Origin of the sequence: Cytobacillus sp. IB215665 (assembly GCF_033963835.1) — a bacterium.
Lineage (GTDB): Bacteria > Bacillota > Bacilli > Bacillales > SM2101 > Nanhaiella.
Window position 1 is genome coordinate 1 of the sequence record NZ_JAXBME010000016.1, and the last position, 22,119, is coordinate 22,119.

Annotated in this window: 27 protein-coding genes; 8 read left to right on the forward strand and 19 right to left on the reverse strand. The window is 33.2% G+C overall.

The features are described 5' to 3' along the window. Positions 1-672: 672 nt before the first annotated feature. Entirely contained in the window at positions 673-924 is a 252-nt protein-coding gene (locus SLH52_RS17090) for a hypothetical protein (RefSeq protein ID WP_320210487.1), read from the reverse strand. 53 nt (positions 925-977) lie between these two features. On the opposite strand from SLH52_RS17090, the gene SLH52_RS17095 reads away from it, so the two are divergent. Beyond that, the gene (locus SLH52_RS17095) at positions 978-1,139 is read left to right on the forward strand and encodes a hypothetical protein (protein WP_320210488.1); all 162 of its coding nucleotides are present in this window, start codon (positions 978-980) and stop codon (positions 1,137-1,139) included. Positions 1,140-1,278: 139 nt separating this feature from the next. Here the strand turns inward: SLH52_RS17095 and SLH52_RS17100 are convergent, their stop codons facing one another. The 4 genes from SLH52_RS17100 to SLH52_RS17115 form a co-directional block, all read right to left on the reverse strand. Further along, entirely contained in the window at positions 1,279-1,830 is a 552-nt protein-coding gene (locus SLH52_RS17100) for a GNAT family protein (protein ID WP_320210489.1), read from the reverse strand. A gap of 324 nt (positions 1,831-2,154) precedes the next feature. Then, positions 2,155-2,778 (reverse strand): hypothetical protein, encoded by a 624-nt coding sequence (locus SLH52_RS17105; RefSeq protein ID WP_320210490.1) that lies wholly within the window; start codon positions 2,776-2,778, stop codon positions 2,155-2,157. Positions 2,779-2,953: 175 nt separating this feature from the next. Continuing rightward, a complete protein-coding gene (locus SLH52_RS17110; protein WP_320210491.1) occupies positions 2,954-3,784 on the reverse strand; it encodes a VanW family protein in 831 nt (276 codons plus the stop codon). 198 nt (positions 3,785-3,982) lie between these two features. Further along, positions 3,983-5,053, reverse strand: coding sequence for an undecaprenyldiphospho-muramoylpentapeptide beta-N-acetylglucosaminyltransferase (locus SLH52_RS17115; RefSeq protein WP_320210492.1), 1,071 nt, complete (start codon positions 5,051-5,053; stop codon positions 3,983-3,985). Between the two features lie 240 nt (positions 5,054-5,293). Here SLH52_RS17115 and cspD point away from each other — a divergent pair, with 240 nt between their 5' ends. Continuing rightward, a complete protein-coding gene (gene cspD / locus SLH52_RS17120) occupies positions 5,294-5,494 on the forward strand; it encodes a cold-shock protein CspD (protein WP_214481863.1) in 201 nt (66 codons plus the stop codon). A 231-nt stretch (positions 5,495-5,725) separates the two neighbouring features. On the opposite strand, the gene SLH52_RS17125 is transcribed toward cspD, so the two are convergent. After that, the gene (locus tag SLH52_RS17125; protein ID WP_320210493.1) at positions 5,726-6,322 is read right to left on the reverse strand and encodes a hypothetical protein; all 597 of its coding nucleotides are present in this window, start codon (positions 6,320-6,322) and stop codon (positions 5,726-5,728) included. A gap of 211 nt (positions 6,323-6,533) precedes the next feature. Between SLH52_RS17125 and SLH52_RS17130 the strand changes: the two genes are divergently transcribed. Further along, positions 6,534-6,761 (forward strand): hypothetical protein, encoded by a 228-nt coding sequence (locus SLH52_RS17130; RefSeq protein ID WP_320210494.1) that lies wholly within the window; start codon positions 6,534-6,536, stop codon positions 6,759-6,761. Positions 6,762-6,894: 133 nt separating this feature from the next. On the opposite strand, the gene bshB2 is transcribed toward SLH52_RS17130, so the two are convergent. Then, positions 6,895-7,560: a bacillithiol biosynthesis deacetylase BshB2 gene (gene bshB2, locus SLH52_RS17135; protein ID WP_320210495.1), complete on the reverse strand. Its 666-nt coding sequence runs from the start codon at positions 7,558-7,560 to the stop codon at positions 6,895-6,897. Positions 7,561-7,574: 14 nt separating this feature from the next. Further along, positions 7,575-7,916, reverse strand: a complete 342-nt coding sequence (locus SLH52_RS17140) for a YojF family protein (RefSeq protein ID WP_413785559.1) — start codon at positions 7,914-7,916, stop codon at positions 7,575-7,577. 531 nt (positions 7,917-8,447) lie between these two features. On the opposite strand from SLH52_RS17140, the gene SLH52_RS17145 reads away from it, so the two are divergent. Next, a complete protein-coding gene (locus SLH52_RS17145; protein ID WP_320210497.1) occupies positions 8,448-8,687 on the forward strand; it encodes a hypothetical protein in 240 nt (79 codons plus the stop codon). Positions 8,688-8,808: 121 nt separating this feature from the next. Here the strand turns inward: SLH52_RS17145 and SLH52_RS17150 are convergent, their stop codons facing one another. Beyond that, positions 8,809-9,555, reverse strand: coding sequence for a class I SAM-dependent methyltransferase (locus tag SLH52_RS17150; RefSeq protein WP_320210498.1), 747 nt, complete (start codon positions 9,553-9,555; stop codon positions 8,809-8,811). A 477-nt stretch (positions 9,556-10,032) separates the two neighbouring features. Between SLH52_RS17150 and SLH52_RS17155 the strand changes: the two genes are divergently transcribed. Together SLH52_RS17155 and SLH52_RS17160 are read left to right on the forward strand one after the other, a co-directional pair. Further along, entirely contained in the window at positions 10,033-10,761 is a 729-nt protein-coding gene (locus SLH52_RS17155; protein ID WP_320210499.1) for a glycerophosphodiester phosphodiesterase, read from the forward strand. 177 nt (positions 10,762-10,938) lie between these two features. Then, positions 10,939-11,379, forward strand: coding sequence for an Hsp20/alpha crystallin family protein (locus tag SLH52_RS17160; protein ID WP_320210500.1), 441 nt, complete (start codon positions 10,939-10,941; stop codon positions 11,377-11,379). Between the two features lie 54 nt (positions 11,380-11,433). Here SLH52_RS17160 and vrrA read toward each other — a convergent pair whose 3' ends face one another. The 4 genes from vrrA to SLH52_RS17180 form a co-directional block, all read right to left on the reverse strand. Continuing rightward, entirely contained in the window at positions 11,434-12,249 is an 816-nt protein-coding gene (gene vrrA, locus SLH52_RS17165) for a VrrA/YqfQ family protein (protein ID WP_320210501.1), read from the reverse strand. A gap of 109 nt (positions 12,250-12,358) precedes the next feature. Then, on the reverse strand, positions 12,359-13,393 hold the full coding sequence (locus SLH52_RS17170) for a polysaccharide deacetylase family protein (protein ID WP_320210502.1): 1,035 nt from the start codon (positions 13,391-13,393) through the stop codon (positions 12,359-12,361). A gap of 415 nt (positions 13,394-13,808) precedes the next feature. Then, entirely contained in the window at positions 13,809-13,955 is a 147-nt protein-coding gene (locus tag SLH52_RS17175; protein WP_320210503.1) for a YjcZ family sporulation protein, read from the reverse strand. Between the two features lie 42 nt (positions 13,956-13,997). Further along, positions 13,998-14,090, reverse strand: coding sequence for a YjcZ family sporulation protein (locus SLH52_RS17180; protein WP_320210504.1), 93 nt, complete (start codon positions 14,088-14,090; stop codon positions 13,998-14,000). Between the two features lie 196 nt (positions 14,091-14,286). Here SLH52_RS17180 and SLH52_RS17185 point away from each other — a divergent pair, with 196 nt between their 5' ends. Continuing rightward, positions 14,287-14,571, forward strand: coding sequence for a hypothetical protein (locus SLH52_RS17185; protein ID WP_320210505.1), 285 nt, complete (start codon positions 14,287-14,289; stop codon positions 14,569-14,571). Between the two features lie 309 nt (positions 14,572-14,880). Here the strand turns inward: SLH52_RS17185 and SLH52_RS17190 are convergent, their stop codons facing one another. Continuing rightward, on the reverse strand, positions 14,881-15,249 hold the full coding sequence (locus SLH52_RS17190; RefSeq protein ID WP_320210506.1) for a hypothetical protein: 369 nt from the start codon (positions 15,247-15,249) through the stop codon (positions 14,881-14,883). A gap of 126 nt (positions 15,250-15,375) precedes the next feature. Then, positions 15,376-16,572: a nitrate/nitrite transporter gene (locus tag SLH52_RS17195; RefSeq protein ID WP_413785555.1), complete on the reverse strand. Its 1,197-nt coding sequence runs from the start codon at positions 16,570-16,572 to the stop codon at positions 15,376-15,378. Positions 16,573-16,936: 364 nt separating this feature from the next. On the opposite strand from SLH52_RS17195, the gene SLH52_RS17200 reads away from it, so the two are divergent. Further along, positions 16,937-17,443 (forward strand): site-2 protease family protein, encoded by a 507-nt coding sequence (locus SLH52_RS17200; protein ID WP_320210507.1) that lies wholly within the window; start codon positions 16,937-16,939, stop codon positions 17,441-17,443. A gap of 547 nt (positions 17,444-17,990) precedes the next feature. Here SLH52_RS17200 and SLH52_RS17205 read toward each other — a convergent pair. From SLH52_RS17205 to SLH52_RS17220, 4 genes are all read right to left on the reverse strand, one after another. Continuing rightward, the gene (locus SLH52_RS17205; RefSeq protein ID WP_320210508.1) at positions 17,991-18,974 is read right to left on the reverse strand and encodes an alpha/beta hydrolase; all 984 of its coding nucleotides are present in this window, start codon (positions 18,972-18,974) and stop codon (positions 17,991-17,993) included. Positions 18,975-19,105: 131 nt separating this feature from the next. After that, on the reverse strand, positions 19,106-19,495 hold the full coding sequence (locus tag SLH52_RS17210; protein ID WP_320210509.1) for a hypothetical protein: 390 nt from the start codon (positions 19,493-19,495) through the stop codon (positions 19,106-19,108). 460 nt (positions 19,496-19,955) lie between these two features. After that, on the reverse strand, positions 19,956-20,378 hold the full coding sequence (locus SLH52_RS17215) for an NUDIX hydrolase (protein ID WP_320210510.1): 423 nt from the start codon (positions 20,376-20,378) through the stop codon (positions 19,956-19,958). 705 nt (positions 20,379-21,083) lie between these two features. Further along, complete coding sequence (locus SLH52_RS17220; RefSeq protein WP_320210511.1) at positions 21,084-21,791, reverse strand: NAD(P)-binding oxidoreductase; 708 nt, start codon at positions 21,789-21,791, stop codon at positions 21,084-21,086. Positions 21,792-22,119: the final 328 nt, after the last annotated feature.

Sequence of the window (22,119 nt, forward strand, 5' to 3'; positions counted from 1 at the left end):
ACCACAAATACCGTTTAGAAATTCAACTCATAATCACTACTGTTTAAAGTGAATTCTATTGCCATCTCCAGTACTTTTTAGTAAACACAATACAAAATAAGTCTTATAAGTAAAAATCAGTCACGAATTCATCTACATGGTCTTAGCTAATTCTTATGCCGTGTTGGCTGCTTATCCTACTTATGAAACTCTAAAAATCCCCCTCATAAGCGGAGATGGGGATTTAATCATTTTTTACTATAATTCAGTCATTGTTATGCCATTATTTTTCACCAAAGCATTACGGTTAATATTCCAAATCTGTATTATTCAACACTTCAGCCTGCTTTTAAGTTATATCAAATCTATTAGTACCACATCAATGTAACTTTTTGTTGAAAAAGAACTAAAATTTAATTAAGTTGTTACGCCTTTTCTAACAGCAACTTACCCTTTGTTTAATTAACATATGTTCATGATTTCCAACAGCCTCCAATCAGTGTGGCTTTTTTCCATGCAGTAATTATTTCTAGTGTGTTTTAAATTAATTAATTTGTATTTTTTCTCTTGTTATTTCAAGTATCGGTATTAGTATTCTTAGGTATTGCCAATTTGACATCTTGAGAACAGGTTATATTACTTTACTATTCTGAGTTACTACTAGGTATTAATAAAGAGTATTTGTGTAAAAAGTCAAGAAATAATCTCATGAAGTTTGTAGAAAACGATCACCTGATTCTTTGTATCAAGAAATAAGATTACATTATGCTCTTGTTGTACATTTTCAAGGTATTTCAATGCTTCATAAGTATCTTCAGAACTTTGAATTTGGTTGTAATCTGGCAAACTCTTTTCAGCAATTCTTTGTGAAAGGATAATGGCAGCTTCTAAACCCTCTAAAATATAACTACTAAAACCTAGCCCTCTAATAATTCCCCACTCCATTAGAGGATAATATACAAGATTGAGAATACTGAATAATTATGGAGAAAAATAAATTGGAGTATTTTGAATTTGTAGATAAATATAAAGAGGTTGCAGAAGATGAAGGTATTAACGTGTCTTTGAAGCAATCCAAAAACATACATAATAAATGGTTAATACTAAGATTTATGAATAAGATGAAAAATCACCTAATTATTTGGATAAACCTATACTGATATAGAAAATACATCCAAGCTGATAAAAAAGGGATCCAAGATGCTAAGGAAAATAGAGCTGGAGTTATTATCGTTACAAATCTTAACATCTTGGACACCAACAAGTAAGGAAGTTACCATATTAACTAGCTTATATTCTTTATGTAGATCTCACGTCTGTTTTTAATCTTGAGTACATATATAAATCATCAAATTTACCACACGTATACTCATAACTTCTAAGCAACCCTTCTCTTGTAAACCCTTGCCGTTCTACTAGTTTTTGTGATGGAAGATTAGCAGGTTCTATTAAAGCCTCAATTCTTTCTAACTGAAAATGACGATACCCATAATTAATAACACCCTCTAAGGCTTCACTAGCTATACCTTTCCCCCAGAAATCTTTGCTTAATTCAAATCCAACTTCAGCTCTGAAATGTTTAGATTTCATGTTTAGAAAACCACAACTTCCTATCACCTTATTATTACCTTTTAAAGTGATTCCCCACCTAATACCTGTGCCTTCTTCTATAATGGAATCATACCACTCTATCTCATCCCAAACGTCAGATAATGATTGAAATGGTGTTAAACCAATATGTTTCACTACTTCTTCATCTGATAGATATGCAAGCATTTCATTCGCATCATTTTTTGTCACTTTTCTTAATATTAATCTATCTGTTTCAATAATCGGAAATTTCCCATCCATTCGTTTACCCTCTCTCTTTAAACAATAATACAATCACTGATGGATATAATCATGTCTTAATTTCTGAAATAATAATTTAATAGTATTTAAACGAATTTTTCTCTTATATAAATTTAAAATGAGAATAGGATAGGTGGTTTTTGTAAAGTCATTATGACCTATTTTCATCATTTACTTCAATTTGTAAATTCTCCTGCAAAGGAAAGAAGTATGTATAAAGCTAGTTGATCATATAAATCTTTACAACTGTGGAAATACATATTTGCTAGCATACAACATGAAAAGAAGTATTCTATTCCACTCATTTTCATATAATCCTCAAGTTTAAGGAAGATATTGCTCCTCTATCATGATGACTTCATGATTATTGATATATAAGTAAAAGAGTCTCTCATACGGTTCAATGAGCATGTTAAGATCTTCAGTGTAGTTTTTATTGTTACCGTCAGCTATATATAGTAATAGATCTGAACTAAGCCAATAATTAATTTGCTCAACTTGCTGATTTTGTATATAAAAGCCATTTGGTAAGAAGACTTCCTCTCTAGAAACATTCCCATCATCCATTACGGCTTGTATCGCTTCTTCTCCACTTAAATAGTTAACAGCATCGATAGTAATATATTTATCAAGATTGTCAGAGTCTAAGTCAGTTATAAACCCAGTAATAATCTTAATACTAGGAAGTTTTGTTATTAAATGCTCTAATTGCTCTAATTTTTGGTTATCAAGTAGGTACGAATCTTTAACTCCCACTTTTATTTCTTCTACTTTAGAGTCAATCAAGTCAGACACATGGTCTGCACTGATTTTTTCATTTAGCCGCTCCTCCAACAGAGCAACTTGTTCTTTCAGTTTAGTTATTTCTACTTGCTCTTTTGAATGTATGTCATTTTTACAACCAACTAAAACGAATAATAAAACTATAGGTAGGATTCTTGTCCACATGGCACATTCCCCCCGAGTATCATTATAGTTTAAGGCTCTTTGTGCATCGGTTATTATTTTTTCGTACGAATAAATAAACACTTTTACAGCTAGATGTCGTGCATCTTTTCTTCGGTATTATGACATTTTTCTCTATTAGTTTAGGAACCAAAGCAACAACGTATATGAAAAGGACCTAGTTTAAATCATCTTTGCCCTTCCCTTGCTCTAGTAACGGCTCATACATCATAATAGCATGGTTTTCAGTAATATATTCGTCTTTATAAACTTCTCCATTGTTATTGGAAACTTTCCTATGTAATAAATTGTGTCTGACGTATTTGCCAAAAGTGGACATTGTAATAAAATGGTCCTTTTCATAAATTTTATATGAATGTACAGGCTCATTTTCCGAACGCCACTCACCAACTAAACAATCTTTAGTTAAATATAAATGAAGTTGATAGTTTTGTGTTGTTTCATTTCTTATTTGTAAGTCTATATAATTAAAAAAGCAAGTAGCTCCACTACCGAATGGTTGTGTCCTATTTGAGTCTGGAAAAACGTCATAACTATGACGGTGCCTCTCAATCACAGTTAATGGGGTATGGAGCGTCATCCAATATATTAAGTTTGACAATTGGCATAACCCTCCACCTATACCTACTTTATACGTGCCATGAGACAAAACCATCCCATTAACATACCCCTTACCCTTAGTTGGTTTCCCTATTAATTTCCAATATGAAAATGTTTCACCAGGCTTTATAACGATACCGTTAACATTTTTTATAGCTAAACGAATGTTGTGAACTTTATTTTGTTGTAGCCACATATCAACATTTTTCAACTTGCGTAACAGTGGTGTTTGATGTTTATATATGATAACAGGAAGCTTACCATTGTCTTTTTCATTTGCAAAATGTGTATCATTAAAATACCACTTTAAATAGCGCTTAGAAATATAATATATCTTTCCTAAGCTTGTTCTCAATTGTGAACGCTGGACGGGTTGTTTCAAATTCACTTCATTCCCCCACTATGAAATAAATACAACCGAAGCCTTTTATAAGTTCTTTCTTTTGTAAATAATTTTTCTCAACTATTGTTTCAATAAATTAATTGGATAAGCTCTTTATGAGATTATTATCTTCTAAATAGAACAACATTAGCCAATCAAGAGAATATGCTTGTTAAGCTCCTAATACGATAACCCACTATTAAATTATTTCTTCATGTTCTCCTTTATAAGTTTGATAACTCTTTCAATTGAGTTATCATTATTTGACATATCCATCTTTGCTATATATTGATGTCGATCTTTATAAACATTTTTTATTGCAGCTTGTAGTGTTTCACTTGAAAGGTTTTCTTCAAAAAGAACTTTACTAAAGCCTTGGTCTTCAAATGATTTGGCATTTAACAATTGATCCCCTCGACTTGCTTCTTTTGTTAATGGAATAAGCAGCATTGGCTTTTTCAATGCTAGCAGTTCGAAAATAACATTTGAACCTGCTCTTGTTATAACGATGTCAGCCACGGATAAAAGATCAGGTAATTCTTCTTTCACATATTCAAACTGCTTGTAGGAACGATCATTTTTCAACTTATCTACTTGTCCCTTTCCACAAATATGCACGATTTGAAATTGTGGTAACAGTTTATCAAGACTTCCTCTTACAACTTCATTAATTCGCCTAGAACCAAGACTTCCACCTACAACTAACAGTGTAGGTTTATTTTTCGTAAAGCCCGTGATTACCCTTCCTTGGACAGGATTTCCTTCAAATATTTCTTTACGAACAATCGCTCCAACGTGTTCAACCTTATGCGTAGGTAAATGATCCCTTGTTTCTGGAAAGGTCGTGCATACCTTTGTTGTAAAGGGGAGTGAAAGTTTATTTGCTAAGCCTGGTGTTAAATCTGATTCATGAGTGATTATAGGTACTTTGTTCAGTTTTGCACCAATAATCACAGGCACGGAAACAAAACCACCTTTTGAAAAGACGACATTAGGTTTCCTTCTTTTTATTATTGTATAAGCTTGAAATACTCCCTTTACGACTTTGAAAGGGTCTTTCATATTATTCCAATCAAAGTAACGACGCAGCTTTCCTGTTGATATGCTATGATAATTTACTTCCCGAATACTATCAGTAAGCTCTTTTTCGATCCCATTAATTGAACCGATATAATCAATTTCCCAACCTTCATTTATAAAATAAGGAATCAGTGCCAGGTTTACTGTTACATGCCCTGCTGATCCTCCTCCTGTAAACAAAATTCTATTCGTCATTTTAATTCACCCTCATTATTTGCTTATCATGATGTCAAATCATAAACAAATGTTACCATATCGACTTACTCTTGTGGAAGAATAAACTTAAAAAACCATATTGAAATTGTTATAAAAAATGATATACTTATTTTAATTATTGTTATTCCTAAAACTTTTTATGAATGTAGTTCATATTATGGAACAATAGGAGTAAGAATAAGCATTACATAGTGGAAGATATCCACACAGGAGGAAAAAATGGCACAAGGTAAAGTTAAGTGGTTTAATTCAGAAAAAGGTTTTGGATTTATCGAAGTTGAAGGCGGAGACGATGTATTCGTACACTTTTCTGCAATTCAAGGTGATGGATTCAAAACACTAGAAGAAGGTCAAGAAGTTTCTTTCGATATCGAAGAAGGTAATCGTGGCCCTCAAGCTTCAAACGTTCAAAAATTTTAAGAGCTCTAACATGTATTAAACCGTCTAATTCTTTAGGCGGTTTTTTACATTTACAATCTTGTGAACTTTAATAAAGACTTTAAAAAAATCTCCAAAACAAACTTCTTTTGCATTTCCGTGCTTTGTCAATTTAATTATCTTCGTGTTTTTTACTAAATACGCATACAATTATCAATGCAAAAACAGCCTTAAACAATTGAATAATGCCTACAATTGTTGCAGGCATTATGTTCACAATACGGCTTTATCAGGATCAGCTGTCTTCTTTGTTGGTAACTTAAATAGAAAACCTTCCGTATAAGGTGTTGGCTCGTTGTTTTCATATTCCTTCGCTGTCTTAGCTAAATAATCCCTTGCTTCTTGCTCAGTACGCTTTCTTGTGACAATTTCATGCATAATATTTAACGCAGCATAGTTCATCGCCTCATTATCACACCTTGCTGTCACTTCACCTTTTGTGCGATCTAATATGATACTGCCATCAAATCTTGCAATGTTATCGTATAAATGTATCGGTACTCTATATGAAATAGTTTGTTCAATGAAATCAACATGTTTTTTAGGATAATTGTGCAGTACGGTTTCTTTATATATTACTGTGCGTTTCCATGGTTCATTGTTATACCAAATCATCATTCTTGGTGTTGCCTCGTCTGGAAGGCCATATTTTTTCATGAACTTCAAAACTTGATTTTTTGGGCCATCATTCCAGTTTTGTATCACTTGTTGTACATACATTTGCATTGGTGTTCTTACGCTGTTCATTCTGTTTGGAAACTGAAGGTTTGCTTGTTGCGTGTAATAATTGCCTCCAGGCTGATAGTACATTTGGTTTCTACCTCCTCCTATTTCTAGTATTTAGTGTATGCGTTCGCCCCTTTTTCGCTACTAACTAATTTCTCTGGTTTTTATTAGGTGGAAGGATATTTTCAAAATTTTATATACTCGCTGAATAAAAAGAAAAAAATTGGTTAATGTAATCAATAACAGGAAAAATTTATATTGTATAAAACACGATACTAATACAAAGGTGACTATGATGGAGCTAAAAGAAAATATGCAATTTGAAATTACGACAAAGTTTGTTCCAAATTTCTATAATTCAAAAAAATTAAAAGTAGTAAAAATTAATTCTTCTAATGTAAGGATTGAAATGGAGAATGCAAAATATGGCGGTGTTTTTCCGCTTGATTTATTCCAATCATTAATTCGTAATGGGGCATTATTACTTGACGATGGTAGGGAATCTGAAGAGGATACAGCCTAAAATAATTAGTAAGCTTCCAAACATCAATAACATTAAGTTCTGCTCAATACTAAATAAAGTACTAAAAGACATCACAAATATGATTGGACTGAATAACATAAAAACTCGGCTAGTTGAGCCGAGTTTGTTGCTACTAAAATTTATCAACGTCTATGTCCCAAAATAATTCAGTACCGAACCATTTTTTGAATTCTTCTTGTTTTTCTTTCGTTTCATTATACCTTTTGATCATACCTTCTGTTTGTGTACGGTGAGCCTTCAAAGCATTTACTTTAATATCAAATACGTCATTTACATCGGCAGTGAAAGTTGGGTTGCCAAGTACCTCAAAACGATTTTTTGATATGGCATGACCTAATACTCTCGGTCTATTGTCACCCTTTATTTTTTTTGCTGCTTTAACTGTAGCTAATCCACATGCATCATGGTCAGGATGAACACCATGACCAGGATAGTGGGTAATGATCATTGACGGGTTCACATCATCTATCACAGCTTTTATACTATTAACTAGTTTTGCTTCATCTTCGAATTCTAACGTTTTATCCCTAAATCCTAACATACGCAAATCATTAATTCCTAATACTGAACAAGCTTCTTGTAGTTCAGTTTTTCTTAACATTCGGAGCGACTCTCTATTTGCAATTGGCGGACTCCCCATGTTCCTACCCATTTCTCCAAGTGTAGCACAAGCATATGTAACAGGAATTCCTTTTTTAGAATATTGTGCTATTAAGCCACCCACACCAAAAGCTTCGTCATCTGGATGTGGTAATACTACAAGTACATGTCGTTCCATCTCTTTTTACCTCCTTACTCATTAAATGGTTGTTTACTAAGCTGTAATGATATCGCTAAACGACCTTCCTTATCATGCCCAGCAAGCAATACTTGGGACTGGTCATTAATCTCCCAATCAGTAATTCCTTCAGCATAAACCCAGCCTTTTTCTATTTTTAGTCCTATACGATACGGTCCGGGGCCTGTAATTTTTGCTTGTGAGAAACAAATTGGCACGTTTCTTATAAAAGCGGCAACTGTCATATTTTTTTCATCGAAATGATTAGCATAGGCACCAGTAGTTGTTTCTAAATGTACGAATAACTTTTCGTTCAAGAGTTTATCGAGAACCTCTTGGACATTTTCCTTTTCAATTGGCTTCACAGTATCTCACTCCAATAAAAATGTAATAGTGATAAAGAGAACATTTAAATACATGAGACTATCAATTAATATCGTGTATATTTCCCATTTATTAGTATATAAAAATAAAATAACTAATAAAAGGCACACTTGGAACAAGAATTTTGGAATTTTTGGTACATTTCAATTGGCTGTTTTCGCATTGAGTATTGCTATTTGTATTAAGAAAGAAATAAATACGTGCACAAAATGTAGATTGTGGCACCTTTCCTTCTGTACAACAATGACTAACAATATAAAACCTTTTTTTATAATTTGATAACAATAGCAACAATGTTTATGAAGAGCGTTTCAAATAAACTCCACGATAGCCCTCAACGTTAGTCCCACGCAAAAAATGAAATCATTACATAAACTATAGTATATTCACTGGATTGAAACAACTAGTAAGCCTTACATCACAAATAAATTCATTAGAGAGGAGATTCAAACAATATGTGTCAACATATTTACCACAGATGTTGTTCATATAGAGGAAGACCTGTGGAAGTTCGCTTAAGAGGTGGAGGAGTTCATCGGGGTATTGTAGACAGTGTAACACCCTCACACGTATATATTAGACCAATGGGCCCAGGACCGAGACGTTTCGGCGGGTATGGTCTAGGATTTGTTGGAGGGGGATATGGTGGGTTCGGTGGGTTCGGTGGAGCTGCTGCAGTTGCAGCTGTTGCGATAGTCGGAATAGTTGCAATAACTGCACTCGCATTCGCATTTTTCTGGTAAATACTTTGCTTTCAACTCTCAGTTGAATTCATCTCTCCAAAGGCACTATAGCCTTTGGAGAGACATGTGTTCGCAGCCTGTAATTACTTACAAATACGCTGTGCATTTTAAACGATTGTCACTAACCTTGTACTTTCTCTTCTTTAATAGCTTCCTTCTTGGCGATAAAAACTCCATAACCTAAAATATGTCGATATTTTTGGGTCATATCATTATGATTTGCCCATAATTTAAATAATTCAGGGTCTATGTTCGCTGAAAAATTGAATTCTGGTTGCTCTTGCCTAAATAAAGAATGATTTACAGTTGATGTTTTTAGCACATTTACTGTTTCAAAACCAGTTTGTGTTAGTTTTGTTATCCATTGTTTCTTCGTTAATATTTCTGAAATATCATACATGCTCGTTATTTCTTTAACTTCATGCTGTAATAATAGCTTATCTGTTGTCATTTCAATGGCTAATAATACACCATTATCCTTTAATACGCGGCTATATTCTTGTAAAGATGTTGAAATGTCAGTAAAACATGTAACAGATTCAGCTATTACTATATCAAAAAAGCTATTAGGAAACGGCATGCTTCTAATATCAGCCTCTTGAACGTGTACTTGTAAGTTATTTTCAGCAAATCTCTTCTTTGCTTTTGATATCATAACGGGATGGTTATCAAGTGCATACATATTACATTTATATTTCTTTTTAATATAAGCTGTCGTTTGACCTGTTCCACACCCAACTTCTAACACACGACTAGATTGATCAATCGGCAATTCAGATAATACCTCTTTTGACAAATGAAATCCACCAGGGTGAGCTCCGCCAATTCCAAATTCTGCAAGAAAATCAATGTATTTAAAAGTTTTCATTGATCCCAACCTTTTTTCATCATGATGATAGTATTATATGAATATTCTTAAAAGATGTACCATGAAAACATAGTTATAACAAAATGGATGTTGTTATCGTCAAGTCGCAATAATTATTTCATCATTTTCTTTCACACTTACATAATATTTTCATATTTTACAAGTCAACATTTCATCAGTTGCATATAATAATGCTGAATCGTTAGATGCTATTTAAGTATTACAGATGGAATTCTAGATTATGCCATATTTTCTATGTGTTTTCTGTATAGGTGCATAATGAAAGGTCGTTATCACTTTGATTAATTTTCATGTAAGGAAATACACACGGAAACAACTAGCGTTTCGTGGCATCATTTCTTCTGCATTATGATAATTAACTATATAGCCGCTTCTTAAAGTATAAACTTGACGATAGTAGCAACAAAGTTTACAAAAAGAGCATAATGAAAAAACAAATGTAAGCGAGTGAGGGAAATGTTATTTATAGCGCACAGAGGTGCTTCCGGATACGCACCTGAGAATACAGTTGCAGCATTTGACAAAGCAGTTGCCTTAGAGGCTGACTACATTGAAATAGATGTACAAATGACAAAAGATCAAGAGCTTGTCGTCATACATGATATTACAGTAGACCGTACAACTAATGGAACCGGGAATGTGAAAGACTATTCTCTTAGGTCTATTAAACAATTAAAAGCAGGAAACTGGTTTCATGCAGATTTCAAAAAAGAAAAAGTTCCTACTTTAGGAGAGGTCCTCGATCAATATTCTGACAAAATAGGCATCATCATTGAATTGTGCAACCCCTTTCTATATCCAAAAATCGAACAAAAACTAGCAGCAGAGCTCAAAAAGCGGAACCTTGAACAACAAGATTCCAACATAATTATTCAATCATTTTATCCTACTACGCTAAAGAAACTTCATAAACTCTTACCAAATGTAAAAAAGGCATTGTTATTACATTTTTTATTTCACGATTTTTCCAAACAAACACTTGAGAGTTACCGTCCTTTTATTCAATATATGAATGCTTACTGGACCATCTTAAATAGCTCTACGATAAATCATCTCCATTACTATAATTTTGAAATCTTTGCATGGACAATAAACGACATGAATACGATGAACGAGCTTGCTAAAATGAATATTAGAGGGGTTGTCACAGATTTCCCAGACTTTAAAACAAGGTTTCTAGTTTAAAGTGTGTCTCCCCTTTATTCTGTTCATGTACTAAGCAAGGAATATTCACTGACTTGGAATGAACTTATTTTCATTTTCTCAGCGAATAACCTATACAAATCAAAATAATTTACATAACCTATTTTTGAGAAAACTAGTGCTAACACACAATAATTTGTTGAGAGGAGAGGAAATACGTTGGCGAATGAAAAGAAAAGTCAACCAAACAAAAGCCCAATGAGATTAATGAATGATTTTTTTCAAGAACGGCCTCGAAGATCAGCTTTATCAGCAATAGATGATTACTTTTTACTAGCTGCCCCTGAAAACTCTTTCCCTGTAGATGTCTTTGAAACAGAAAAACACTTTGTAATACAAGCTGAATTGCCAGGTGTACCGCGTGAGGATATTATTATTGACAGATTAAGTAATGAATTACGAATCAAGGTAAAGGGAGAACTCAAAAACAACAGAACTAACAACAATCCGTTTTTCAGACCCCAAAGACCACCTAAGAATGAAAAATCTATTTCACTTCCTGAATATGTTTTGCCACATAAGTTAACGGCTACTCATCGAAATGGTATATTGGAAATACTAATCCCTAAGAAAAAAAGGAAACAAATCGACATAGACTAATTTAATTGAAAGAACAAAAGTAAAAACAGGGTAATTACAATCCCTGTTTTATTTTTATATATATAACTTCGGAACAGACTGTCCCTCTGTATTTTGCACTTTGCGAATTTGTGCTTCTCGATTTTTCCCTTGGGAATTTCCACTTGTTTTTCTTTTTGTAGTTTTTTTATTACTGTCAGAGGTTTTCTTCTTTGGAGTACTTTTAGTCCCCTCATTCGATGTTTTTCTCTTCACATTTTTTTTATTTTGATCGCTCGTTTTCTTTTTCGATTGACTCGTTTTGTTACTACCATTATCCTGCTCATCTTCTTCATCTTCAGTTATATCTGTATTTTCTTCCTCTGATTCTGTGTCATCTTCATCTTCACTATCATCATCATTGAGCGATCTCATCATCTTAACCATTGATGGAATATTTCTAACCAAGGGTCCATATTGTTGCACCATAGGAATTGTTTGTTGTGTCATATTTAACACTTTTTGAACATTACCTAACATTCCCATAATGTTTGTGCCACCAGTAGCTCCGCCACCACCAAGAAATCTTGATAAAATCCCTCCTGTTTGTGCGGCCTGTTGTGTCCCAGCTGCTGCCCCCCCAGTAGCATTAGGTAACAGTCCACCTAATTGCTGAGCGCCTCCTAAGCCTCCAAACATTTGGTTTGGTACAGTACCAGCGACATTTCCTGGGTTAACTCCTCCACCCCCTAGTAATCTACCAAGAATTCCTGGCCTAGCTGCTGCTTGTTGCATCTGATTGGCGGCTCCCCCAATCATATTTGCTCCTCCTGTAGGTGGTCGAAACAAACCGGGTCGTATTGGCGCTTGATTTGCTATTGGTGGAGGTGTCGGCCTTTGAAATGGAAACATATATCTATCCTCCTTTCTGTAGTAATCAGAAAGTTATCTTAATTGGGTACATAATATGTTTATTCGTTTCAAAATGAAAATGAAACTGCTTTATAACAAATAGGCTACCTTAAAATTGAACAGGTTGTAATGAAGCATCAAGCTTAAGTAACTCATAATGATTTTCTGTTAAGTAATCTAATAATTCACGTAAATGGTTAACAGTAGTAGTTTTGTCATGTAATAAGATGACAGGGGCATGATCTTGTTCCCTTAATTTCTCTATTTGCGCAATTGTATCATGTACATACCTTTCATCTCTGTATTTCCAATCTTTACTATCGACATTCCAATCCCACATTATATAGCCATTATTAATAACTGCTGCTTTATAATCATCCGTCATATAAGGAGCACTACCATAAGGAGTCCTAATTAATGGTGTAGTTTCTCCAGTAATCTCTTTTAATGTTTCATTCGAAACAGACAGTTCATTAAGTAATGATTGACGAGATGCATAAAATTGATGTTTATCATGAGTGACGGAATGTAAGCCTACTCCATGTCCTTTGCTAACCATTTCTCGAACAAGCTCGGGATACTCTCTCATTTTTGGTTCTACCATAAAGAAAGTAGCTTTAGCATTATATTCTTCTAAAATAGCCAATATATCAGTTGAACTCCCATAAGGTCCATCGTCAATAGTTAAATATGCGACTTTTTTTTCATTATCTATTTCATTCCCAACTTCTAAGTCAGTTGTGGTAGAGCTATTAGTTGGTTGTGTTTGTTCAGACTCATCAATTCCTTCTTGTTCTGTAGGTGTTTCTACAGGTGTTTCATCAACATTTTCATCTTCCTGTTGATCAATATACCCGATTTCGCCTGAAACATCTCCAGGGAGACTTTGTTGTTGATTTTCATAAATGTCTGTATGTTCGACAATTGTATTATTGTCATCATCAATTATTTCATCCTCTTCAATTTCTATTGTAGATTCAGTTTTGTTACTTTGTTCTGCTGCAACTACTTTATTATTTGAAGCAATTGGTTTGTCACTGCCAATGTTTAAACTCATAATAATTATTAATAGCACAATCGAACTGCAAATTAATATACCTTCCCTTAATCTTAAAACCTTTCTTTTCTGTCTTTTCTGTCTCAACTTCATCATCCCTTTTAGTCTATGTTGTTAATAAAATTATAAAATTGAATAAGAGATAAATAGTAACAAAATGGTTACAATAAACGACAAATTTATACTGCATATCGATTTCAAGACGTTTTCTCGTATACAATAAAATAAAACAATCAAACTAGTAAAAATGAAAAAACAATTATTCTATGTACAACATTTACAAATTCGTATTTAATCAATTATTTATGTGCGTCAGTTATATAAAAATGTTAAAAAGAACCCAAGCATTTGTCATTGGGTTCTTTTCTTTATTTGTATTTCAACATACACCGGGATTAACTAACGTTATTTAACATTGATTTTGTGACAAAAGTAATGACTCGTATTACAAATAGAAGGCTGATACAATTTTATTTATTTTAGAAAATGATACGAAGTGTATCTAAAAACAGAAAGCTGCTCCAACGATGATTAATAAAATAAATAACACTACGATTAAAACAAAATTTGAAAATCCATGATAGCACCCATAACCATAATGAGGACCATACCCTCCATAAGCTGGGCTTACTCCTTTATAACCATCCATATTTTATTCCACCTCCTATTACGTGTAGTAACAACAATATTGTTAATATCTAATAAAGGCTGTACCAACTATAATTAATAAAATAAACAATACAACGATTAACGCAAATCCACTTGCAAATCCTGCTGCAACCACTACAAAACACCTCCTTCAAATATTCCTTAATACGTTATTCAAATTGGGTTCTTGACGTAAGGGATAAACACCTAATTTAAGGCATTTTTTTGATGAATTTGTACTATTATTGAAAATTTTCTTAAATCAAACATGGATAAGCGTACAGGCAAACATCATTGACAAACATACGCTAAATGGAAAGGAGGAGACATATATGAGTTTACACTGGTACAATATGTGCCGTAGATACCATGGGCAAGTCGTTCAAATCGATGATCGCTATGGAAATCGTCACGTCGGTAGAATTGTGCATCTTACACCAAATAAAGTATATCTTCAGCCTGCTGGCCCTCCGAGTAGAGGGTTTGGATACGGTCCTAGAGGCGGTTTCGGATATGGCTTTTATCGACCATTTGGTGGATTTTTCCCAGGGTTAGCTGTTGGTATCGGCCTTGGAGCTATAACTGGAATTGCTTTGGCTAGTTTATTTTTTTGGTAATCGAAGCCTATTATCAACATGCTTATTGTTATGTAACTATGATCAAAACAGAACATCTAATGTTATAGCAACAAAGTTTATGAAAAGGGCCTAATAAAAAACACTTCCATAATTTCAAAGTGGAAGTGTTCATTTTATATATAATAATTATTAAACTGTCTCAACGTTTATAGCTAACTTGATCAAGGATCATGCCTCATCCCATAATTACAAATTTCTCCTACTATGTTTACTTTGAATAGCCTTTAGCTCAAATAACCGCATCTCCAAATCAGTTTTAGGGCGTAGACACTTACTTGAACGAGTTTGTTAATCTCTAACAATTGTTTTCATTAACATACGCATTTTAGTTAATAGTTTTGTTCTTATTGTTTCGTCTAAAGATATTTCTTCCATACTTTCCTCCATCACACGTATCCAAATGTGTGCATTTTCTGGGGACGTGTTAAATGAGTGTCGTGTCTGAACTTGCTGCTGATGATTAGCATTTACCTCTGTATCATCCATTATTAAAGCAAGAATAAAAGATTGCTGCCTCGACTTTAATAGATTTAGGTCTACACCTCTAGCTTTAAACGTATCTTTAAAATACTGCTCTTGTAAAAGATTTTGATAAAATACCTCCACCAGTTCTTTAATCTTTTCTGCATTAAGATTGAGACTTTCACGGTTAGCCATTTCTATCACCTCTAAATGATATAGAAAATACGATTTAATTTTATATCTAAGCCTTTGCAGTTAATAATTTTTGTATAATTGTACTTTAATACTTTATTATAGAAACTGAAGCTTTATCAAAGGTTGCTACCTAACAGCCGCTTTTTCATTTAGTACTGACACTTTAAATCTCTTGTTCGCTGAAACCGTTAACGTAAGACAAACTATAGAAAGGATTGTAAAAAAAGCGAAACCAACAGAGTAGCTATTAGTCAAGTTCACAATATAAGCAATGATAAGAGGTGGAAAAAATCCTCCTAAGCTACCCGTAGCTGCTACAATACCATTCGCTGTGCCTGTTTGTGCTTTTACCAATAACGGTACAAGCTTAAAGACAACACCATTCCCAATTCCTGAGCAGAAGGAAATGGTCATAATTGCAATAACGAATATAGCATACTCATTTGTTAACGCTATGACTATACTTACTATCCCTATAACAACAAAGACTAAAATAAGAATAACGTAAGGGTTGAATTTATCTGCAAGCAACCCGCCTATCGGTCGAATTAATGTAGCAATGATAATAAATATTGCCGTAATAAACCCAGATTCCACCTTAGGTATATTATAATTAGATACAAGCATTGTTGGTAATAGCACAGTAAACGTTACAAAGGTTCCGAATGTTAGGAAATAAAAAAGAGATAGCATTGAAACTGCTTGATTTTGTTTTAAATATTTGAGCGGGTTTACAAATTTTTCATTTACAGTTTTTTCTTTCTTATCCCCTAATATAAAGTTTGCAATGACCATAAAAGCAATTAAAAATAAGTAAAATTGAATAGTTAATCTCCATCCTAATTCATTTGCAATAATTGGGGCAAGGAAAGATGTAAATGCAGTCCCTATATTACCTAATCCAAAAATACCATTTACTAATCCATGCTTTGCTTTATTAAAATATTTAGGTAATGAAGTAACACCAATTGAAAATGTGGCGCCACTTATACCAAGAATTAAACCGAGTATAAATAAGTGAATAAATGATGTCGAAATACTTACTAAATATACTGGAATGAGCAAGATAATAAAGTTAGCTATAAATAAGTTGCTAGCTCCGTGTTTACTTGTAAGAAACCCAATAGGAATTCTCAGTAGTGATCCTGATATAACAGGTGCTGACGTAATTAGAGCAATTTGAGATGTGGATAAAGTTAAATCCTGTGAAATAAATGGCATTAACGACGATAATATTACCCACACCATAAAACTAGCAATTAAACTGACGGTTTGTAATGATAACTGCACTATTGGTCTACTATTCATTGTAGTTGAACGCATGCAAAAAACCTTCCTTCTCTTCTAGTAAAAAATTGGTTTCTCTCTTATGAGTGGTTCATCTCCCAAAAGGATATTAAGCTATTTTTAACGTGTTGCAATCAATATTTATTTCATAATAAGTGGAAGCTGTTTTTTCAACTCATTATGTAAATTCATCTATCAAAACCTCCTAAACCAATTTGTTTTTATCATTTACACTATCATTATAGTGTAAACACAAACTCTAAATAGTGACCTGAATCACACTGTGATCAATCCCGTTAGTATGTTAGTTTAATGATGGGCTGAGCACATTCAGAAGAAGGGTTTTTTTAATTCTTGTCGAATATATGATGTGAGATGGTTATAATGAGGTGAGGAATTTATGGATGGTTATATACAATTTGCAGTCATTTTCTTATTATTTATCACGCTTATACTTCCGTTTACAACATTCATTCACGAACTTGGTCATGCACTTCCAGCTTTATTAATAAGTAAGGATCCTGTAGAAATAAGATTAGGGAAATCCGATAAAGGTACTAGGATTACTTTTGGTAGACTAACAATTAACATTCAGCCATTAAGTGGTTGGATTGGATTTGCCTTTTTTCATATTCCAAAACATAAAAGTATGAGTGTTCACCATGCTTTAGTCTTATTATCAGGTCCATTATTCTCATTTATTTTAAGCTTATTTTGTTATGTGTTATATACATTTCTAGACTTTAATTCGATAAGTAGTTTTCTTATTAAATCCATTATGCATGCATCTCTCGGACAATTCATTTTAACAATCCTCCCAATAAAATATCCATCATTTTTATGGGGATACGGAGGTATGCCCAGTGATGGATACAGAGTAATGAAACTATTAATGAATCGTGGATAATAATGAAAGGCTGATTTTATATTAACTGTTATTTTTCTTATGATCACAAACGGCAGTTAACACAACCGTGGCATTTTGGCCTGTGAGGTCAAATAAATCATTGCCTAGTATCTTACTTTGAAGTACAACTTTGATACTACTCACCACTTAGCTTCGCTTGAAGTGGGAGATTCCTGCGAACACTAGCGTAACCGCAAGTTATTTAGCAGGCTCTACGGGTAGTCCCTACCCTGAAAGCAAAGCTTGTACGTTTACTCACACGCTCCCTACTTTAGCTTGGTTTTCACAACTTCGGCGAGCGTGGGCGATGGAACGTTGAAGATTTTACGTTGCAGACGAATTCCTACAACAACCTCATATCTTCAGTTTTCAAAGAGCAATCTGTACAAGTATATTCTACCAATAGTTTTGGCTGACGCCAACCGACATTCATCTCACACCTACTCATTGGGCTTCGCCCCTCTCATTCCTTGAGGTGAGAGTCTTCTACCGGAAAAAGATAAAACGTTAAGGCAATTTTTAAACTCTCATTTCTAAAAAGGGAAATCTATTGAACTGCTGATAAGCATACATCATAGAACTTGTTAGGCTCTTCAAAATTAGGAGAATGAGCAGAGTTTTCAAACCAAACTAGCTCTTTTTTTGGTGCCTCAATCGAATGATAATATTCTTGAACAAGTTCGTGCGGAGTTTGATAATCGTAACGCCCAACGCAGAAATACATAGGAATTTCAAACTTTAATGCAAGATTATACATATCTACTTCCAGTAACTCTTCCCAAAGATTATTCAAGGAAAATAGAATACCATCTTTAATAGTCCTAACCCAATCTAGCATTGTATATTCTCGTAATGTGAACGACTTGAGCGCTAATTTTGGAAATGTGCTCTTATGCACTGTTCCTCCAAATTTTTCTAACCACTTTCTTTGTATACGAAGTTCCATTAAATTTTCAAATGGTGGCTCACCTATGTTTTCTAATTGATTAATTGCTTTTATGTTATTTGTTTCTTTTGCTTTATCAAGCGTGAATTGATAAGAAACATTCTCACCCTCCTCCATGTTAACTATCTGACCTACCCCAATGTATGCATGTATAAGTTCAGGATACTTATAAGCTGTTATGATACCTAAAAAACTTCCCCAAGAATGTCCGACTAAGTATACTTTTTCTTGATTGAAGCGACTCAGAAGAGTCATAATCAATTCATAAACATCAGTAGTGAATTGATTAATATTCATTGTTTCCCTAGTAATATCAGCTGAATATGATTTACCAGCTCCTCTTTGATCCCAATTCACAACAACAAAACTTTCCTCAAGCTTTTTTTGTAACTTTGGTGCAAATCCTATTTGAGCTGAACCTGGACCCCCATGTAAGAACAGTAATATGGGAGCATTTTTACTTCTCCCCCTCATGAGAACATACTGATCCACCCCACCGATCATCATTTTTTCTAATGAAGCAATACTATCCTTCACCAAATTTCCCTGTTCATCTCTAAATCTAGGTGTTTTACTTTTAATCATATATACCCTCCTTGTTTTTGATGTCAAAATCCATCTATTCCCAACTGGTATAAGAAAGTAATATATATTATAAATACTGAATATTAAACAGATATATGATTAAAAGAAAAGTTGATAAATATGTTAGTAATCTACTTTTTGATTTGCACTTTATTTGTAATTATTATAGGGGGAAGTATATCTAATTGTGTCGGACCATTTCTATCTAGCCAAAGTTCCAACTCAATTTTTTCTCCAACCATCAACTCTTCATACTCGGCCTCAGTAATGCCCCCAACCCAATATACGTCATTGTCCATAATCTGTTCCACTGTTACCTCTTGGCCCGGTTTAGCTATTAAATGGTCAGACATTAAAATGCGAAAAACACTATCATTAACTTTTTCTTTTGAGATAACATAACCTACCTTAGTTATTTTTATTTGATTATTATTTATAAAGGTAGAACTTAGAAAAATGATAATAATAAATGATAAGATAACAAAAATAATACTACCTACAGTAACCTTTTGTTTATTCATAACTTTTCTCATCCTTCTCAAGATTGGATTATATATGTAGTTGATAAGGTAAAACTCTATACTGTCAGTACAATCCATCTAATAAAATTACGTATCTTGTCTCCCATATGACTCACTTGTCACTTCAGTAGTTATTCCTGATTACATACATTTTTCATTTAACTAAGCGTATATACATCAGTTATCCAGGCGCTATAATGAGAGCCAAACGATAGATGCGCCACACTTTATTTAAATGACCCATCGGTAATATGGAATCGAGATTTGCTCATCTAACACACTGTGACCTATCCTTAAAATTGAAGAACTTTTCTAATATTTGGATTCAGTATTATTTGACGTTTCAAGGAAAAAATAGTTACACAAAAAAAGGTGTAATAATTACCATGTAAATTATTTTCACCTTAGTTAATTTTCTTTTATAAAATTGGTGTTGGATAACTACTTTTTTTGTTCCAATTTAGTTATTTGTAACATCACATAACTTTTCGAAAGCCAAAATACTATATTTCCATTCCAAATATTTCTTTACTTCTGCTTTTGAACACCACTTATATAATTCATGTTCCTTTGATAAATATACAGGTTGTATTTGAGGAACTTCAACTCCAAAGCTAATGTCCATCATGCTCATCTTAACATCTCTTGTAATTGTTTCAAATTCATATGAGTAATCCAAATTAATAATATTAGTTACATTTGTTATTCCAGTTTCTTCATGTAATTCTCTCTTTACATCTTGAATTGGTTGTTCATTTATCTCTATCCCACCACTTACTGGTTGCCAATACCCTCCTTTATTTAAAACTCTTTTTAAAAGCAAAAAAGAAGGTAATGGATTAATTGTATAAACAAAAGCCAAAATATTAACTCTATCAATCAATGGATATCCCCCTACAGAAAATGTCCAATAATACCTCTATTTGTTCAACTGTTCATTATTAGTATAAGATAAAAGATGAACTGAACACCTGTCCACTTTATGTAAATGTTGCGCCATATCGCTAAAGATTTTTGTGACCGCTGGTATAGTGGGAGACTAACTTCTTCACACTTTACTAAAATGATATTTGAAACGAGAAACACCTTACATTACAAAACATAATGTCCAAAATTTCAATACTTACAGTTTACTTATGCTTCCGACAAAGGGGTTATAAATATAGTAAACTATGTTGTTCTTGACACTAATTTAGAGCAGCAATAAATGATTTTATGCAATTGACCACATTTTATGAGAAAAGATGCGATAAATGCTTGGATTAATACTTGTTTTTAAGTACGTAAAGCTGCAATCAATGCAAAACAGTTTAAAACTGCTACTCTCGTTCAAGAGAAGTTCAATTTGTTGAAGAACATTTTCAAGTTGTGTATTAATAAGCTAATCTTGTAAACCCACAAATCATCTTGTTTCGTATAAAATTATATACATTTCACGAACATAGAATTGAGAAATGCTTGTAGTTTTTAAACAATTAATCCAACTTAATTTCATTAAAATTTGTTAATGGTGCGCTTTGCAGTCCGTAAGTACATATCGAAACTGAGCAGGTTTTTGTTGAATTGATGTTTATAGCTGTCATTTCTTCTATTTATTATAAATGACCGGAGTTTTAAATGCCCATTTTTTCCATATTGTATCATCTGTTACTAGTTCAGCCATAAAATGACTTACATTTATTCTGCTAGTTTTACCAGCATTAAATATTGGGCTTCTTATAGGAAATTCACAAACTTCATATGAACTTTCTTCATCATTATTGACTAATGTATCCGGTCGTACAGCAATCCAATCAATATTTTCATCTTCTTCACCAATATTTCTAATCAAATAATTAGCAGCCCTGACATTATCTCGATGAGGAGGAAGGAACCAATATAGTAGTGAAAGGATGAGTTTTTCTCCTAAAGAATTTTTTTCTCTAGATAATGTATTCGTATAACCTGCTGTACTCATAAGTATGAGTTTTACTTTTTTGTCTTTAACTGTGTCACTAATTTTTTTTATTGCATTAAATACTAAAGAACGAGGTTTACCAAACATCCCTTTGAGTGTAGGGTTGTGACCAAGACAGGAGATAATGACATTACAATTAAGTAGGAGGTTATTCATCTCAGAGTCATTTAAGTCGTTAATATTACCCTTCTTGATTTCCACTAAAGGATGTTCTTTAATGTCTTTAGGAAGAGTTGCACTATTTCTGATAAGAATCCGTGTGTTGATTTGTCTGTTGATTAATTGTGTGACGACTTGTTTGCCGGTAGCTCCACTTGCCCCAAGAACTAAAACTCTCATATTCCATCTCTACTTTCATTATATTTTATTTCATGTGTCATTGAATCGATCAAACAATCATACTCATTAATATATCTTGGAACCATTTCTTCCTTATCGTAATGTTGGAACTATTGTACTTCAAATAATTACTATTCCATAGACACTTAAGTGTTGTTTGCTAAGAACAAGGCTGTCTCATCCTACAAATAATATGATCTTTTATATAGATATCCAATTAATACCAAAAAGATGGTTTTGCTTGGTAAGTCATTGTTGCACAGAAGAAAAGATGCTACGAATTCTAGTTGTGCACGTGTTTGATTCTTAGTACGATAAGCAACACTTA